Source organism: Faucicola osloensis, from assembly GCF_020041925.1.
Lineage (GTDB): Bacteria > Pseudomonadota > Gammaproteobacteria > Pseudomonadales > Moraxellaceae > Faucicola > Faucicola osloensis_D.
This window is the reverse complement of the sequence record NZ_CP083409.1, coordinates 845,740-861,573: the sequence shown is the minus strand read 5'-3', so window position 1 is coordinate 861,573 and position 15,834 is coordinate 845,740. Positions and strand designations below refer to the sequence as shown.

Annotated in this window: 13 protein-coding genes and 1 pseudogene; 8 read left to right on the top strand and 6 right to left on the bottom strand. The window is 43.5% G+C overall.

The window, feature by feature from the left end; all coding sequences use genetic code 11:
* Positions 1–282: 282 nt before the first annotated feature.
* Positions 283–1,914, bottom strand: a pseudogene (locus LAJ61_RS03735) (acyl-CoA synthetase); the annotation flags it as partial.
* A 155-nt stretch (positions 1,915–2,069) separates the two neighbouring features.
* Positions 2,070–2,906 (bottom strand): DegV family protein, encoded by an 837-nt coding sequence (locus LAJ61_RS03730; RefSeq protein ID WP_224054796.1) that lies wholly within the window; start codon positions 2,904–2,906, stop codon positions 2,070–2,072.
* Between the two features lie 305 nt (positions 2,907–3,211).
* On the opposite strand from LAJ61_RS03730, the gene LAJ61_RS03725 reads away from it, so the two are divergent.
* Positions 3,212–5,317 carry an NADPH-dependent 2,4-dienoyl-CoA reductase gene (locus tag LAJ61_RS03725; RefSeq protein ID WP_224054517.1) on the top strand — a complete coding sequence of 702 codons (2,106 nt, stop codon included), beginning with the start codon at positions 3,212–3,214 and terminating at the stop codon, positions 5,315–5,317.
* 68 nt (positions 5,318–5,385) lie between these two features.
* Here the strand turns inward: LAJ61_RS03725 and LAJ61_RS03720 are convergent, their stop codons facing one another.
* On the bottom strand, positions 5,386–6,168 hold the full coding sequence (locus LAJ61_RS03720; RefSeq protein ID WP_224054516.1) for a YbjN domain-containing protein: 783 nt from the start codon (positions 6,166–6,168) through the stop codon (positions 5,386–5,388).
* A 284-nt stretch (positions 6,169–6,452) separates the two neighbouring features.
* Between LAJ61_RS03720 and ccmA the strand changes: the two genes are divergently transcribed.
* From ccmA to ccmE, 5 genes are all read left to right on the top strand, one after another.
* A complete protein-coding gene (gene ccmA / locus LAJ61_RS03715; RefSeq protein ID WP_224054515.1) occupies positions 6,453–7,115 on the top strand; it encodes a heme ABC exporter ATP-binding protein CcmA in 663 nt (220 codons plus the stop codon).
* A gap of 11 nt (positions 7,116–7,126) precedes the next feature.
* Positions 7,127–7,795: a heme exporter protein CcmB gene (locus LAJ61_RS03710; RefSeq protein ID WP_007117161.1), complete on the top strand. Its 669-nt coding sequence runs from the start codon at positions 7,127–7,129 to the stop codon at positions 7,793–7,795.
* Positions 7,796–7,900: 105 nt separating this feature from the next.
* On the top strand, positions 7,901–8,692 hold the full coding sequence (ccmC, locus tag LAJ61_RS03705; RefSeq protein WP_224054514.1) for a heme ABC transporter permease CcmC: 792 nt from the start codon (positions 7,901–7,903) through the stop codon (positions 8,690–8,692).
* A gap of 116 nt (positions 8,693–8,808) precedes the next feature.
* Positions 8,809–9,018 carry a heme exporter protein CcmD gene (gene ccmD / locus LAJ61_RS03700; RefSeq protein WP_160001080.1) on the top strand — a complete coding sequence of 70 codons (210 nt, stop codon included), beginning with the start codon at positions 8,809–8,811 and terminating at the stop codon, positions 9,016–9,018.
* Positions 9,019–9,102: 84 nt separating this feature from the next.
* Positions 9,103–9,588 carry a cytochrome c maturation protein CcmE gene (ccmE, locus tag LAJ61_RS03695; protein ID WP_040404183.1) on the top strand — a complete coding sequence of 162 codons (486 nt, stop codon included), beginning with the start codon at positions 9,103–9,105 and terminating at the stop codon, positions 9,586–9,588.
* A gap of 221 nt (positions 9,589–9,809) precedes the next feature.
* On the opposite strand, the gene LAJ61_RS03690 is transcribed toward ccmE, so the two are convergent.
* Positions 9,810–10,136 carry a hypothetical protein gene (locus LAJ61_RS03690; RefSeq protein WP_224054513.1) on the bottom strand — a complete coding sequence of 109 codons (327 nt, stop codon included), beginning with the start codon at positions 10,134–10,136 and terminating at the stop codon, positions 9,810–9,812.
* Positions 10,137–10,725: 589 nt separating this feature from the next.
* Between LAJ61_RS03690 and ypfJ the strand changes: the two genes are divergently transcribed.
* Positions 10,726–11,610, top strand: a complete 885-nt coding sequence (ypfJ, locus tag LAJ61_RS03685; RefSeq protein WP_224054512.1) for a KPN_02809 family neutral zinc metallopeptidase — start codon at positions 10,726–10,728, stop codon at positions 11,608–11,610.
* 124 nt (positions 11,611–11,734) lie between these two features.
* Here the strand turns inward: ypfJ and rho are convergent, their stop codons facing one another.
* Together rho and trxA are read right to left on the bottom strand one after the other, a co-directional pair.
* Positions 11,735–13,003: a transcription termination factor Rho gene (rho, locus tag LAJ61_RS03680; RefSeq protein ID WP_144918731.1), complete on the bottom strand. Its 1,269-nt coding sequence runs from the start codon at positions 13,001–13,003 to the stop codon at positions 11,735–11,737.
* 401 nt (positions 13,004–13,404) lie between these two features.
* The gene (trxA, locus tag LAJ61_RS03675; RefSeq protein ID WP_144918732.1) at positions 13,405–13,728 is read right to left on the bottom strand and encodes a thioredoxin; all 324 of its coding nucleotides are present in this window, start codon (positions 13,726–13,728) and stop codon (positions 13,405–13,407) included.
* A gap of 493 nt (positions 13,729–14,221) precedes the next feature.
* Between trxA and LAJ61_RS03670 the strand changes: the two genes are divergently transcribed.
* Positions 14,222–15,745 carry a Ppx/GppA phosphatase family protein gene (locus LAJ61_RS03670; protein ID WP_007117152.1) on the top strand — a complete coding sequence of 508 codons (1,524 nt, stop codon included), beginning with the start codon at positions 14,222–14,224 and terminating at the stop codon, positions 15,743–15,745.
* Positions 15,746–15,834: the final 89 nt, after the last annotated feature.

The window sequence follows — 15,834 nt, the reverse complement described above, 5'->3', positions numbered from 1 at the left end:
CTTATAATTGTTAATAATTAATTAAAAATAACATGAGAAAATCTCTATATAAATGGGTGTTTTTTGGGTGTTTTCAAGCTATAAGTTGCAACAAAAATCCCCACTAACAAAGTGAGGATATGCAATGCGAGTCGCCAATATTGAGCCTTAGTGTGCCTCATCTTCTGGTGAATCTTTGGGTAGGGTTTGGGTGTTGCTAGGTATGGCAGTGCTGGGATTGGAGTCGGCTGTCGCTGCCAAATAGCTTTGCGGATGATGGTGAGTGATTTTTGCTTCTTCATGCGCCAGTGAACGCGCCGCTTGACGTAGCTCAAATTTTTGCACTTTACCTGTCGAGGTTTTTGGGATTTGCGCAAAAATAATATGTTTGGGCACTTGGAAACCTGCCAAATATTTACGGCAATGGGCAATGATGTCTTCCCGATCTAGCGTCGAGCCTTCGCGGATTTCAATAAAGGCTACCGGTGCTTCACCCCATTTGTCATGAGGAGCAGCAACCACCCCACAGCTTTCCACTTCTGGCATACGATACAGTACGTTTTCTACTTCGATACTTGAAATATTCTCGCCGCCCGAGATGATGATGTCTTTGAGCCGATCCATAATTTTGATGTAACCATCTGGGTATTTGACGCCCAAGTCACCGGTCTTAAACCAGCCGCCGTTAAAGGCTTCTGCGGTGGCTTTGCGGTTTTTTAAATAGCCTTTCATCACCATATTGCCGCGGATAGCAATCTCACCAATTTCGCTACCATCGGCTGCAACAGGGGTAGTGGTGCCTTGTTTGAATACATCAAACCCCGCTAGCAGATGTGAGTTCATGCCTTGGCGGGATTTTTTTTGCGCGCGTTCACTGACAGTCAAATCATCCCATTCTGGGCGCTCAACACACAGGGTGACGGGACCATATACTTCTGTCAAACCGTACACGTGGGTGATTTTAAAGCCCATTTCTTCCATTTTGGCGAGCAAAGACTCAGGCGGTGGTGCGCCTGCGACATTACAACGTACTTCATGTTTGATGGCTTTTTTGAGCGCTTCATTGCCATTGGCAATCATGTTGTGCACGATAGGCGCTGCGCTATAATGGGTGACTTTTTCATCGGCAATCAACCGTAAAATCAAATCAGCATCAATTTTGCGTAAGCACACATTGGTACCCGCACGCTCGCCAATGCTCCAAGGAAAGCTCCAGCCATTACAATGAAACAAGGGGAGCGTCCATAAATACACAGGGTGCTTTGGCATATCCCAATCTAAAATATTAGAGACGGCATTTAAGGTGGCACCACGATGGTGATACACCACGCCTTTTGGGATACCTGTGGTACCTGATGTGTAGTTGAGCGCGATGGCGTCCCATTCATCAGTGGGTTTTTCCCAGTTGTCTAAATCGGTTCCTGAGGCGATCAATTCTTCATAGGTCATGTTGCCAAATTGTTCAGTGGGCGTGACCGCAGGGTCGGTGGCATGAATGATAATTAAGTTAGGAAATGACTCTTGAACCAGCGCAATATGCTGTTCAAACTCAGTATCGACAATCAATACTTTAGCTTCACTGTGCTGTAGGCAAAATACCAAGGCATTGATGTCCAAACGCGTATTTAAGGTACATAGCACACCACCAGACATCGGTACGCCAAACGCGACCTCAACCATAGGTGGGGTATTGGGCAGTAGCACTGCAACAGTATCGTCTTTATCGATGCCCAGTTTTTTTAGGGCATCCGACATTTTGCGGCAGCGATTATAGGTTTCGCCCCAACTTTGCCGTAGGTCATTGTGCTCATAATCTTTATACACAATCGCCGTTTGATCGGGATAGATGCTAGCAGTACGCTCAATAAAATCAATGGGTGTAAGCGGAGTATAGTTGGCAGGATTTTTTTCCAGCCCTGTATGGAAGTTTGGCATAACGACGTCCCTGTAGTTAATAAATAAACGCCTTTATCATAACAAGGATCTTGACCAAATCCTATATATCAATCTGCTTTTTGATAAATATAAAAAATGACAAAAACAGACAGCCCCGCCTGTTATTTTATAAGCTAGCAAAACTCCGTCAGGGTTTAGTCTTCGACAAATACGCAGCCAAGTGTGAACACACCGATATTTGCTATAGAGACACTGGCGGCAGGAAGAACTTCGGTTTTAGCATAACCGCGTGACGATAAATAGTTAAGCAGTGACTTGGTATGAGGGTTTAAATTACCGCTGATCACATACATTGTACCTTTTTTACCATTGGCGGCGTTGATGGCAGCATCGGCGAGTCGCTCAATACATTTTTCAAAACTGCGCACCTTTTCAAAGGCGACCATTTGACCTGAGTCTTCCATTTTTACAATCGGTTTAATACCAAATAAATTGGCGAAAAAGCCGACTGGGGCTGAAATACGCTTGGTACGAATCATACCTTTAAGGTTATCAACTGCCAAATAGATATGGATTTTATCGCGCAGGCGGTTGATTTCGGTGATGATTTGAGGGATTTCTGTGCCTTGTTTGAGTAAACGTGAGGCTTCTTGTACAAGAACCGCTTCGCCATGTGAAATCGTGCGTGAATCATAGATATAAATTTTCATGCGATGACTAAACATCGAGCTGATATTGAGCAAGTTGTTGTAGGTTTGGCTTAAAGAAGAGGATAAACAGATGATTAAAACTTCTTGCACGTCTTCTTTGATGAGTTGATAAAAGAATTCAATGAGCTGATTTTCAGTGGGTGCTGAGGTACTGATGTCGATATTAGGGTTATCGAGTAGAACACGCGATAGCCTGTCTAGGCTTAGGTCTTGTCCATCTAGATAATTGGCACCGCCCATATGGATATTCATCGGCAACATTTTGACATTGTCTGGAATGCCGAGGTCGTCTAGACAAGACGTGGACGTGCTAACAATCATTCTTTTCACAGTAATTTCCCTCCTGTTGTACTTTTATCCTAGCGTGATATTAACATTGTCGCAAAAATAAGCATGATTTTTTTGTAGACTCATCGGGACAAAATTTGCCTTATGCTTTCAAAGATGACTATTTATAATAGGTTGACCTATTTTTGGTTTGATGTATGCTTGAGGTATGTTGATACAGCTACATCAAGTGACCACATTGACGAATTGATTATGATAACGAACTCATTTACAAAATGACAAGATTAGTTCCTTAATGTGACCAAATAGTGAAAGGAAATTACTGCCAAGGATTATTTATGTCAAATAACAGCCAGATATCTACTCATAACACCCATTATCCGCATATTTTTGAACCCCTGGATTTAGGATTTACTACGTTAAAAAATCGTATTGTGATGGGCTCGATGCACACAGGGCTTGAAGATCGGTTCTTTAACTATCCAAAGCTAGCCGCTTATTTTGCCGAGCGCGCCAAAGGGGGAGTTGCCATGATGATCACGGGCGGTATCTCGCCCAATCATGAAGGTTGGTTAGTGCCGGCAGGCGGGACGCTCAATCACAAAGGCGATGTAGTCAATCATCGTAAAGTCACCAAAGCTGTACACCAATATGACTGCAAAATCATCTTGCAAATTCTGCACAGCGGTCGCTATGGTTATCATCCATTGGCAGTATCAGCCAGTGCCATCAAGTCGCCTATTTCACCCTTTAAACCTCGTCAAATGAGTGAAAAAAATATTTTGGCGACCATTAAAGACTATGCCAAAACTGCCAAACTTGCACAAATGGCGGGCTATGATGGCGTCGAAATCATGGGTTCAGAAGGCTATTTACTCAATCAGTTTTTAAGCAATCACGTCAATCAGCGCACCGACCAATGGGGTGGCAGTCTAGAAAACCGTATGCGTTTTGCCCTTGAAGTCATCAAAGCGGTACGCGAGGCGGTGGGAGAAGCGTTTATTATCACCTTCCGTTTGTCGATGATTGACTTGGTGCCCGATGGCAACACCATGGATGAAGTCATTACCATCGCCAAAGCCATCGAAAAAGCCGGCGTGACCATAATAAATACGGGGATTGGCTGGCATGAAGCGCGTATCCCGACCATCGTCACGTCGGTACCACGCGCAGCGTTTGCCGATGTGATTGCTGAAGTCAAACGCCACGTGACTATTCCTGTGATTGCTGCCAACCGTGTCAATATGCCAGAGACTGCCGAACAGCTGCTAGCAGAGAACCAAGCTGACTTGGTACAAATGGCGCGTCCGTTCTTGGCAGACCCAGACTGGGTGGCAAAAGCCAGTTTAGGACAAACTGACTTAATTAATACCTGTATTGGCTGTAACCAAGCATGTCTAGACCATACATTTGAGAACCAACGCTCAACCTGTCTGGTCAATCCCCAAGCCTGTTATGAAACTGAACTGGTGTATAAACCTGCCAAAAAAGCCAAAAAAATTGCCGTAGTGGGCGCAGGCATGGCAGGCTTATCAGCAGCGACCGTCGCCGCCAAACGCGGTCATCAGGTCACCTTGTTTGAAGCACAGGATAAAATCGGCGGGCAGTTTAACTATGCCAAAGTGATTCCAGGTAAAGAAGAGTTCTTTGAAACCATCCGCTATTTTACCAATTTGGTGGACAGTTTAGACATTGAGCTCAAACTCAATCATAAAGTAAGCAAAGAGGAACTAGAGTCAGGTCGGTTTGATGATGTGATTATTGCCACAGGCGTTGTGCCACGGGCGCTTGACTTTGAAGGGGTGGATTTGCCGCAAGTGATGAGCTATGCCGAGTTGCTATCGGGTCAAAAAGTTGCAGGTAAGCGAGTCGCGGTGATCGGTGCAGGCGGTATTGGCTTTGATGTTAGCGAATATTTGACCTCCACCCATGTGAAACCGTTTGAAAAAGATGCGCAAGGCAACGTGATTTATCAACCGCATCCGCAAAGCGTGGAATCATGGAAACGTGAGTGGGGTGTAGACACCAACCCACACTATGAAACTGAAGGTGGACTGGTAAAACCAGAGCCTATTACCCCAACCCGTGAAGTGTATTTGATGCAGCGTAAAAAAGGTCGCTTGGGGGCAGGTCTCAATAAAACCTCAGGCTGGGTGCACCGTGCTCATATTAACAAGCATGGCGTCAAACAGGTGAGCGGCATTGGCTATGAGAAAATTACCAATGAAGGCATTTGGATTACTAACCCAGACGGTCATAGCCAATTATTGCGCGTTGATAGTATCGTTATCTGCGCGGGGCAAGAATCGGTTAATCACTTAATGCCTACGGTGGGTGATGACTTGACAGCGCAATATCACTTGATTGGTGGGGCAAAATTGGCAGGCGAATTGGACGCCAAACGTGCCATTCGCGAAGGCGCGGAAGTCGCTGCCATGTTGTAGCAGCTTTTACTATGTCATAAAAAAGGCGATGAATGAATGTCACCGCCTTTTTTTATATCGAACGCGTATTATTGAATGGCATCAGACGCCAAGAAAAAATTGCGGGCTTGCTGAGAGTCAATCAGCTTGTCTACAGCACCTTGCAAATCATGCGTAGTGTGCGGCTGCTCAATCATCTCGCTAATGGTGTCATACAGCCGTGAAAACAACGAGAAATTACTCTGTAGCAAATAACTCATAATTAGCTCGCTCACCCCCGTCACCTCCAAATCAAGCGACGTCTTAAAGCGCAGCTCGCCGTCCATTACATCCATTTCCAAATTGCCAATCATCAAATCATAATTCAGATAAGCCAACATGGCGAGCATCTCAGGGCGATTGGCTTCAGCAATAGCCGTAGGATAAACACTGTACACCGCAATCAATTGCTGCTCACTAAAAAAACGAATCATACAACCCCAATGCCGCTCTTTATCTGACACTTGCATCGTATAATGATGAATACTTTGCTCATCTTGTTCGCTGGCAGGGTGATACATAAATTGATAACCCATACTGGCTAAGATATGCTCTATGTCATCGGGGGTAATCGGTTGTAGCTCTAATTCGTCATCTGACTCGGGCGACTCACTGGCTAAAAGCGATTCATCTTGTGAATCGCTATGTTCATCAAACGCTAGATTGATTTGATTTTCGGCAAAAGGCTGATAGCTAGTAGCATCAGTATGCTCGTTTGTCTCAGCACACTGACTAGGGTCAGTTGTTTTATCGGCTACAGGGAACGGCGCTGATTTTTCAGCAGTAAAGAACAGTTTTAGGCGTTGCCATAAACGCTTCGGATTTTTGGACATTGATTTCACTTACCCAAGAAGAAATAGCTAAACATAGAAAGAAAAACGAAAAGCATAACAGTTAAAAAACAAAAAAGTTAACAAACAGGTTGGCAAAACTTTGACGCTATCACCAAGCTTTATATGGATACTTTATATTGATAATAGCAAAGACCTGTCGCAAGTTAGTATATAATAAGCGTTCTACACAACTTTAGCCAATTATCTATACAATGGGTATAGGGCTGTGATTTATCAATTTAATCTGTTATCTATTTAATGACTTGCAAATTTTAATCAATGCTATGCCAAATCCAACACCCACTGCTATACCTATCTCGGCGACCAGTTCGCTGCTAACCTGTCAAAACGTCACCATACAACGTGGCGAATTTCCGCTGTGTGAAGCGGTGAATTTGGTGCTAAACCGTGGCGATATTTGTCATTTGGTGGGTGAAAATGGCACCGGCAAAACCACATTTTTGATGCAGCTTGCAGGGTTGATTCCTGTGTTGACCGGTGATATCAGCTGGCAGGGCAAGGCAGGATTACCTGTGCAGCCATTTTATGTGGCGCACCAATTGGGCATTCATTTGCAACTCACCGTTGAGCAAAATTTGCGATTTTTGTTAGCCTTGTATGGCATCAAACCAAGCGCAGACACCCTTGAGCAAGCACTCGATTGGGTTGGGTTAGCAGGTTATGAGAAAATCAACTGCTATCAACTCTCGGCAGGGCAGACGCGCCGCGTGGGTCTGGCACGCTTGCTGTTTGCGCTGGAGTATGTAGCGCAATTTCCTTGCTGGCTACTTGATGAACCGCTGACCGCGCTTGATGTCAATATGATTGCCAAAATTGAATACTTGATGCAGACATTCGTTCAGCGCGGCGGGGCAGTGCTCATGACCAGTCACCAAACTGTCGCCGTCGCCAACAAGCAATTAGATTTAACCTTGTATATGGTTTAGGTGCAACTGTAATGATTGATTTTTCTGCCCTGTGGCAACGCGAATGGCAAATCAAACAGCAAAACAAAGTGCAGTGGTTATATCCACTGGTGTTGTTTTTAATTATCATCACCTTATTTCCCCTGGCGATGGGCACCGAGCCAAAATTACTGCAGCAACTGGGCGTGCCTGCGGTATGGATTGCAGCGTTATTGTCACTGATTATGGGTATGGAAAACTTATTTCGCCCAGCACTCGATAACGGTACACTGGCGCAATTGGTTGTTGCTCGTGCCTCGATTCCCACTTGGGTCCTGGTACGGCTCATCGTGCATTGGCTGACCAGTGCGGGGATGGTGTGTCTGCTCGCATTTTTAGCGATGCCGCTTTTTGGCTTGACCAGCCAAGCAGCCATTGCCCTGAGTGCGTCGATTTTGGTGGGCAGTCCGATTTTGCTATGCTTATCAGCGATTGCCAGTAGCTTGACATTATCGCTAAAAAACGGCGCGGTGTTGGTGCCATTGATTTCGTTACCGATGCAGCTCCCTGTGCTGATTTTTGCCACGGGGGCAGTGGGGCAATTTGCCATGGGGCTTAACGGTTATCCGATTTTAGCCCTATTACTGGCGGGCAGTATTTTGGCAGTCATCGTCACGCCTTTCGTGATTGCATTTTCATTAAAACTGGCGTGGTTAAGCTGATGATTTTTAGATGAAAAAATCCCCAAATACCAGTAAAATAAGCGAACAAATATCTTATTGTTGATGGCTTACATTCATTTTAGAAAAAAAAGCAAGGCGCATTCCATGGCAGAAATTACCCCAAACGTTGGCAAAACTGGCTTTTTTTCTCGCCTTTGGCAAGGATTTCTTAAAACTGTTGGCACCAAAGAGTTTTATCGTATTTTTGCACCTTGGGTGAGATACTTAGCTGTCATTGCTGCGCTGCTATTGGCGGTGGGTGCCATCTGGGGTTTGGCATTTGCGCCACCCGACTATTTACAAGGCAATAGCTATCGCATTATCTTTATCCATGTCCCCACTGCCAGTCTAGCCATGTCAATTTATTTGGGTATGGCAATTTTGGGAGTGATTTTTTTGGTGTGGAAAATTAAAACCGCCAATTTGGTTGCCCAAGCGATTGCGCCGATTGGCTTTATTCTTTGTGTGTTAAGTCTACTCACAGGCTCGATTTGGGCAAAACCTACCTGGGGCACATACTGGGTATGGGATGCGCGTCTAACTTCTATGCTGATTTTGGCGTTTTTATACGCAGGCGTGATGGCACTGTTTGCCGCATTTGAGCATACTGCCAGTCGTGGTAAAGCGGCGGCGATTTTATCGATTGTCGGTGCGGTTAATTTGCCGATTATCAAATATTCTGTCAACTGGTGGAACACCCTACACCAAGGCTCGACATTTACCGTAACTGAGCGTCCAAAAATGCCGCCTGATATGTATATGCCGTTGTTGCTGATGATGTTAGGTAGTTATTTTTTGGTGGCTGCACTGACAATCTATCGTACCAATACCTTGATTTTACAACGTGAAAGTAGCAAACAGTGGGTGATTGATGAATGCAAACGGCTATATCGCTAAAGCGTTATCGTTAAAGCCTGCTTATTGACGTAAAGTATCGCCATTTAACTAGCGATCGCTTCAATCCTATGGTACCAATCCACTATTTAAACCTAAATCCAAACCTGAGGTGACCAATGAGCCCGTATTTTCATAATTTTGCCGAGTTTATCGCCATGGGTGGGCATGGTAGTTATGTATGGTCAACTTGGCTACTGACCTTACTAGGCATTATCGCACTCGTCTTTTTTAGTCGTAGTCAGCGTAAAGCCACCTACCGAGATATCACTACCCAGCAGGCGCGCCAACAACAGCGTCATCAGCGTACGGCTAAGGGCAGCGGATAATAATATCTATCGCCCTAATCAGTGTTATAATAGACAAGTAGCCCCATAGGGTGTGGTTCATCAAAAGTGAGATGAAAAAAAGCGATGAATAAAGTACGACAAAAAAAATTAATGTGGGTGATGGCAACCTTATTTGGCGCAATCATTGCCGTCGTTCTTGTAATTTATGCGGTAGGACAACAAACTGACTATTATTTTGACCCCACAGCCATTAGTCAAGGCAAAGCACCTGAAGATACTCGTATCCGAGCAGGGGGCATGGTCGTGCGCGGTAGTGTTGAGCGAGATAGCACGGACCCACTCAATGTCAAATTTAAAATCACCGATTTTAAATCCACCGTACCGGTATCTTATAAAGGCATTTTGCCAGATTTATTCGCCGAAGGTTCGGGCGTGGTAGCCACAGGTTCGCTTGAAGGCAATACCTTTGTAGCAAGCGAAGTATTAGCAAAGCATGATGAGAATTACATGCCGCCTGAAGTGGCAAAATCACTAAAAACGCAGCATCAAGCCAACGGCACGGATGTCAACCAAGCCCAGTTTATGCCAGCTACACCTGTTAAACAATAAAGCCACTTAGCTAAAAAGCCACTTAGCTAAAAAATCAGCTGGCTAAAAAAGCCATGTAGCTAAAAAAGTGGGCAATTGACCCACTTTTTTAGTGTCTAAATTTTTTAATATCTAAATAATGTTAAAAATTTTATGCCCTACAAAATCTTTACTCATAAAATTTTTAAGCATAAAAAAAGGAAACCGCTTGGGTTTCCTTTTTGTTCAGTTTAAAAAACTGATTATTTTGCAGCAGATGCAGAAGCGTCAGCAACAGTTGCAGCAGCAGAAGCGGCAGCATCAGCAACTTTGTTAGCAGCGTCAGCAGCAGCTGAAGCTGGTGCAGCAGCAGATGCAGTTTCTACTACAACAGTAGAAGCGTTAACAGTTGCAGCAGATGCAGTTACTGCTGGTGCAGAAGCTTCAACAGTGGTAGTAGTTGATGAAGCAACTGTAGTTGAAGCAGTGGTAGAGGCAGCAGCTGGTGCAGCTTCTTCTTTTTTGCTACATGCAGTCATAGCTAAAGATGCAGCAACTAAACTTGATACAGCGATTAATTTAACGTTCATTACGTGTTCTCCTAAAGAAAATAACCCCGTATTCACTCGACGATACTCTAAATAAAAAGTTTATTTAGAATTAAAGACACACGGGACATGAAACTGGCAATATTGTAGCTGAAACTTAGTCAAGATAAAATAACTTTCGTATAAAAAAATATAATAAATCTGATAAAAGGTTGTAACAAAATAACACCGTAACCACAAGTACAACTTTTTGAACCTATTAATATTGTACGAAAAAGATATCTTTTTCTAGCTTTTCGCAGAAAATGACGTATTATACGCATAAAAATCCATGAAGGATATCTTTATTTTTGTAAATTTACAAAATTTTTTCTATTTGCAGTAGTGGATTAAACAATACCTAAAAAATAATTTTTTATCGCAATAAATGGTTAATTTTAATCAGGTTTATCAGACTTTAGATAGGTAATAATAAGTTACATTAGTTGCATATTGTTAGGGTTTATTGTCAAAAATCTGTATAAAACTACGATTTCACACAGTAATTTTTAGGCAAAATGCTACAATGCCACAATAAGCAAACTATATGAGCATATTATAAAAGTAAGACAGTATTTAAGGAGGTATTGGTATGAAGTGGGAAGATCGTGACGGTAGTTCGAATGTATTGGTCAGCGGCGGTAAAGCTGTAGGCGGTGGTATCGGTAGTATTATCATTGGGTTGATTTTATGGCTAGTGTTTGGTATGAATCCCATGACTGCCATGCAAACAGGTTCTGCAATCACAGGTGGAAATAGTAGTGGACAACAAACCCTTGACCAGCAAACGGCTGACCGCGACCAAAAATTTGTCTCAGTGGTGTTAAAAGACACAGAAGAAGTGTGGGGTCAAATTTTTAGTGAACACAATATGCAATACCAACAGCCTAAGTTGGTGTTATTTAATGGTATGGTACGTTCGGGTTGTGGTAACGCTTCTTCAGCCACAGGTCCTTTCTATTGTCCTGCTGACCAACGCGTCTATCTTGATACCAGTTTTTTCCAAGAAATGCGCCAAAAATTGGGTATTACAGGTGACCAAAATGGCTCAGGTGATGCACAAAATCAAGGTAAAGCGGGTGACTTTGCACAGGCGTATGTGATTGCTCACGAGGTGGGTCACCATGTACAAAATCAGTTAGGTATTAGCCAAAAAGTGGATGAAGCCAGTCGCCGTGCCACTGAAGCACAAGCCAACAATTTATCAGTGCGTCAAGAACTACAAGCGGACTGTTTTGCCGGTGTTTGGGCAAACCGTAACCAACAACGTGTTCAATTCTTAGAGCAAGGCGATATTGAAGAAGCGATTAATGCGGCACAGCAAATCGGTGATGACCGTTTAGCTCAAGCCAGTGGTCGAGCAGCGGTGCCTGATAGTTTCACCCATGGTACCAGTCAACAACGTATGACGTGGTTTTCACGCGGTCTAAAATCGGGTGATATCAACCAATGCGATACTTTTAGTGGTGCAATTTAAGTAGCGGTGCGATGTAAGCCCAAAGCACGCCAATAAAAAAGATGCCAACAAAAAGCTCAACACAAGGTTGAGCTTTTTTATTTTTATAAGTCAGCTAAGTTAACGTGATTATGAGTTAAGACAATTAAGATTTATCTTTACGCGTCATTTGCTCAAAGAATTCATCATTGGTTTTTGAGTCTTTAAGTTTTTCTAGCAAAAACTCAGTGGCTTGTAGTTCATCCATGGGGTGTAGCAGTTTGCGCAGAATCCATACTTTGCGTAGCATCGCCTCATCCATCAACCGCTCTTCGCGGCGAGTGCCCGATTTTTTGATATTGATGGCAGGGAATACCCGTTTTTCGGCAATTTCACGCTCAAGGGTAATTTCTTGGTTACCTGTCCCCTTAAACTCCTCATAAATCACCTTATCCATGGTACTGCCTGTGTCAATCAAAGCGGTTGAAATAATGGTCAAGCTACCGCCTTCTTCGACATTACGCGCGGCACCAAAAAAGCGTTTTGGTCGCTCTAGGGCATTGGCATCCACCCCACCCGTCAATACCTTACCCGATGAAGGCAAAACCGTATTATAGGCGCGGGCAAGGCGTGTGATGGAGTCAAGTAAAATCACCACGTCTTGTTTGTGCTCAACCAAGCGTTTGGCTTTTTCAATCACCATTTCGGCGACTTGTACGTGGCGAGTTGGCGGCTCATCAAAGGTCGATGCGACCACTTCACCACGCACCGTGCGCTGCATCTCGGTCACTTCTTCAGGGCGCTCGTCAATGAGCAGCACGATGAGATAACATTCTGGGTTGTTTTTGGTGATGGATTGCGCGATAGATTGTAGTAGTACGGTTTTACCCGCTTTTGGTGGGGCGACAATAATTGAGCGTTGACCTTTACCAATCGGGGCAATCAAGTCAATGATACGGCCCGTTAAGTCTTCTGTGGTACCATTACCAAGTTCTAAGCGAAGCTGCTGGGTGGGAAAAAGAGGGGTTAAGTTTTCAAAAATCAGTTTGTGGCGAGAGCGGTCTGGGGTGTCGAAGTTGATTTCGTTGACTTTTAATAGGGCAAAATAACGCTCAGAATCCTTGGGTGGGCGAATCGTACCAGCGATGGAGTCACCCGTCTTGAGATTGAAACGGCGAATTTGACTTGGACTCACATAGATATCATCGGGACCTGCTAGATAAGAGCCTTCCGACGATCGTAAAAAACCAAAGCCATCGGGCAAAATCTCAAGCACGCCATCTCCATAGATAGCTTCACCGTTTCGGGCATGGGTTTTTAAAATAGCAAAAATGATATCTTGTTTGCGACTACGGGCCATGTTTTCTAGACCCATTTGCTCGCTAATCAACAACAATTCAGCAATCGATTTTTTTTTGAGTTCAGTCAAATTCATAGGTAAATCATCAATAACTAATTTTGAACCACCTCAAAACGTGAGTCGAGTAAAGGCGCTGCATCGTTTTAAGACAGTAGGGGGTGAAGAGAATGTAAAGAGAAAAACTAGAAACGTTTGAAATGATTAACTAAGCGTTGCAAACAGACAATACCAACTAAACCAAATAATAGTAAATGCCTGCTAACGTGACGTTAAGCATATCGATAAGATAGTTATTTTGTGAAACACACTATACGACTTGACATATTCATTTGTCAATGTATCGACATAAAAAACCGCGATTTTTTTACTCACAAGTATCAAAATCGCGGCGAATATCATTGGTAACTATCAAAAAAGACACCATTACCAATGTAAAAATTCAATTTAACCTACGCTGGTGATTCTTACTCCAGCGATTATAAGTGTTTGTTGATAAGGGCAGTCAACTGGGCTTTTGGTTGCATACCCATAGTGGCATCCACTTTTTCACCGTTTTTAAACACAAATAAGGTAGGGATGCTACGGATACCATATTGTGCGGCTAAGTTTGGATTTTGGTCAACGTCGATTTTAACGATTCGCGCTTTACCTTCATATTCTGAAGAAAGCTCGTCTAATACAGGGGCGATGGCTTTACATGGACCGCACCAAGTTGCCCAAAAATCGACCAATACTGGGGTATCTGATTGTAGTACTGCTTTTTCAAAAGTACCTTCATCGGCATGAATAACTGAAGACATAGTAACTCCTACGTGTTGATGTTGTTAACTGTTAGGTTTTGGATTACGGTTAAGTAATGACCCAAACGCTTGTTTTTGCCCAGTGCTTGTTTTTGCCTAATAAAAAAATCTTAATATTGGATACAATCAAACAGTGATAGAAGCAATGATAGGATAGTGAAATCTATTAAACAGGCACCCAACGGCAAATTACTTTATAGTGATTATTATGATAGGGTCATCTTAGCATAACACAACCCCAAAACAGGGTATGGGTATGGTTAATTGTTTTGATAGTTATGATAAGAAACATTAATGGTATCTAATTAATTGTATCTAAATGATTGTAACGATAGAAGTTTTCAGAAAATATTAAAGCCAATTTTTTCACCGATGGACAGGCATGGAGGGATACAAAAATGGCAGTTGCAATAAAATGGCTTTTACTCAGGGTTGAAAATGCGTAAAATGGTGTCTAATCGAATTATTGACTTTAACCGACACTAAGTGACATATGCCTGACTTACTTGCTAACAACGAACTTATGGCTGCCATTGATATTGGCTCAAATAGCTTTCATCTAGCCATCGCGCGGTTGGACCATGGGGAAGTACGCAAATTAGCATCAATGTCAGAAAAAGTGCAGCTTGCCGCTGGACTTGATGAAAACAACTATTTGTCGCTTGAGGCACAAAAGCGTGGACTGGATTGTTTGACCCGTTTTGTTGGACGACTAGACGCTGTCTCACCACAGCGGTTACGGATTGTGGCTACCAATGCCCTGCGCCAAGCCAAAAATGCGGATGAATTTATTCGACAAGCCAATTTAATTTTACCCAAACCCTTAGAAGTCATTGCGGGGCGAGAAGAAGCCCGTCTAATTTATTTGGGAGTTTCTCATACCAATGCCAGTACCGATAAACGCTTGGTGATTGATATTGGCGGTGGTTCGACGGAGTTTATTATTGGCAAAGGCTTTGATCCGATTTTGACCGAAAGCCTACAGATGGGCTGTGTTGCCTTTACCAAATCCTATTTTACTGACGGCGCTATCACCGAAAAAGCGTTTGAAAAAGCGATTGCTGCGGCGAGAAAAGAAGTGCTTGGTATTAGCCGATTATATCAAAAAACGGGTTGGGACAGTGTCACGGGCTCAAGTGGTACGATTAAAGCGGTCAATCAAATTTTGCTGCAACTTGGACTTGCCGATGAAAATGCTCGGGTGACCTACAGCGGTGTCAAAGAAATCCAAAAATTACTGATTAAAGCAAAGCATATCGACAATATTGATTTTGCCGACATTAAAGACACCCGTAAAGCAGTGTTGCCTGCAGGTGTCGCCGTGCTGTTGGCAGCGATGAATGTTTTGGGCATTGATACCATCTCTTATTCAGATGGTGCGCTGCGTGAAGGTGTCATGTACGATATGCTTGGGCGTTTTGCCAGTGAAGATGTACGCGATCGCAGTGTACAAGCCTTGATGACGCGTTATTCGGTCGATAGAAAACAAGCAAAACGTGTGGTACGTACCGCGCAGCAGCTGTTTGACCAAGTGAGAAATCGCTTGGGGCTTGATGAAGAAGACGCGGATTTACTTCGCCGTGGTGCCTATCTATATGAAATTGGTCTTGCCATCAGCCATAGTAGCTATCACAGGCACAGTGCCTATTTGCTAGAAAATTCGGATATTGACGGGTTTTCACAAGTCGATAAAACACGCTTGTCGCAGCTCGTAATGCACCATCGCCGTAAATTAAAACCTGATAGTTTGGATGAAGTCAAAATGGTCGGCGGTGACAATCTGGTGTATTTAACTTTGATTTTACGCCTAGCGGTACTGGTGCATCACAGCCGTAGCAAACATGATACGCTACCGATTCAGCTAGCGGCTAAAGATAACCATACTTGGGAAGTTTCGGTAAATTTAGCGGATGATAACGCAAGTCTTGTGCTGTCAGATTTGCAAGATGAAATTGATATTTGGCAAAAGTGGGGCATGAGCTTATCCATTACCACCTACGAGCCAGCTATTGGCTAAGCAAATGGCTAAGTAAATAGCTAAACGAAAAGCTAAGCAAGTTTTTAAATAGAGTGAAGAGCTTAGGTCTGTCATACGATATTGAGATG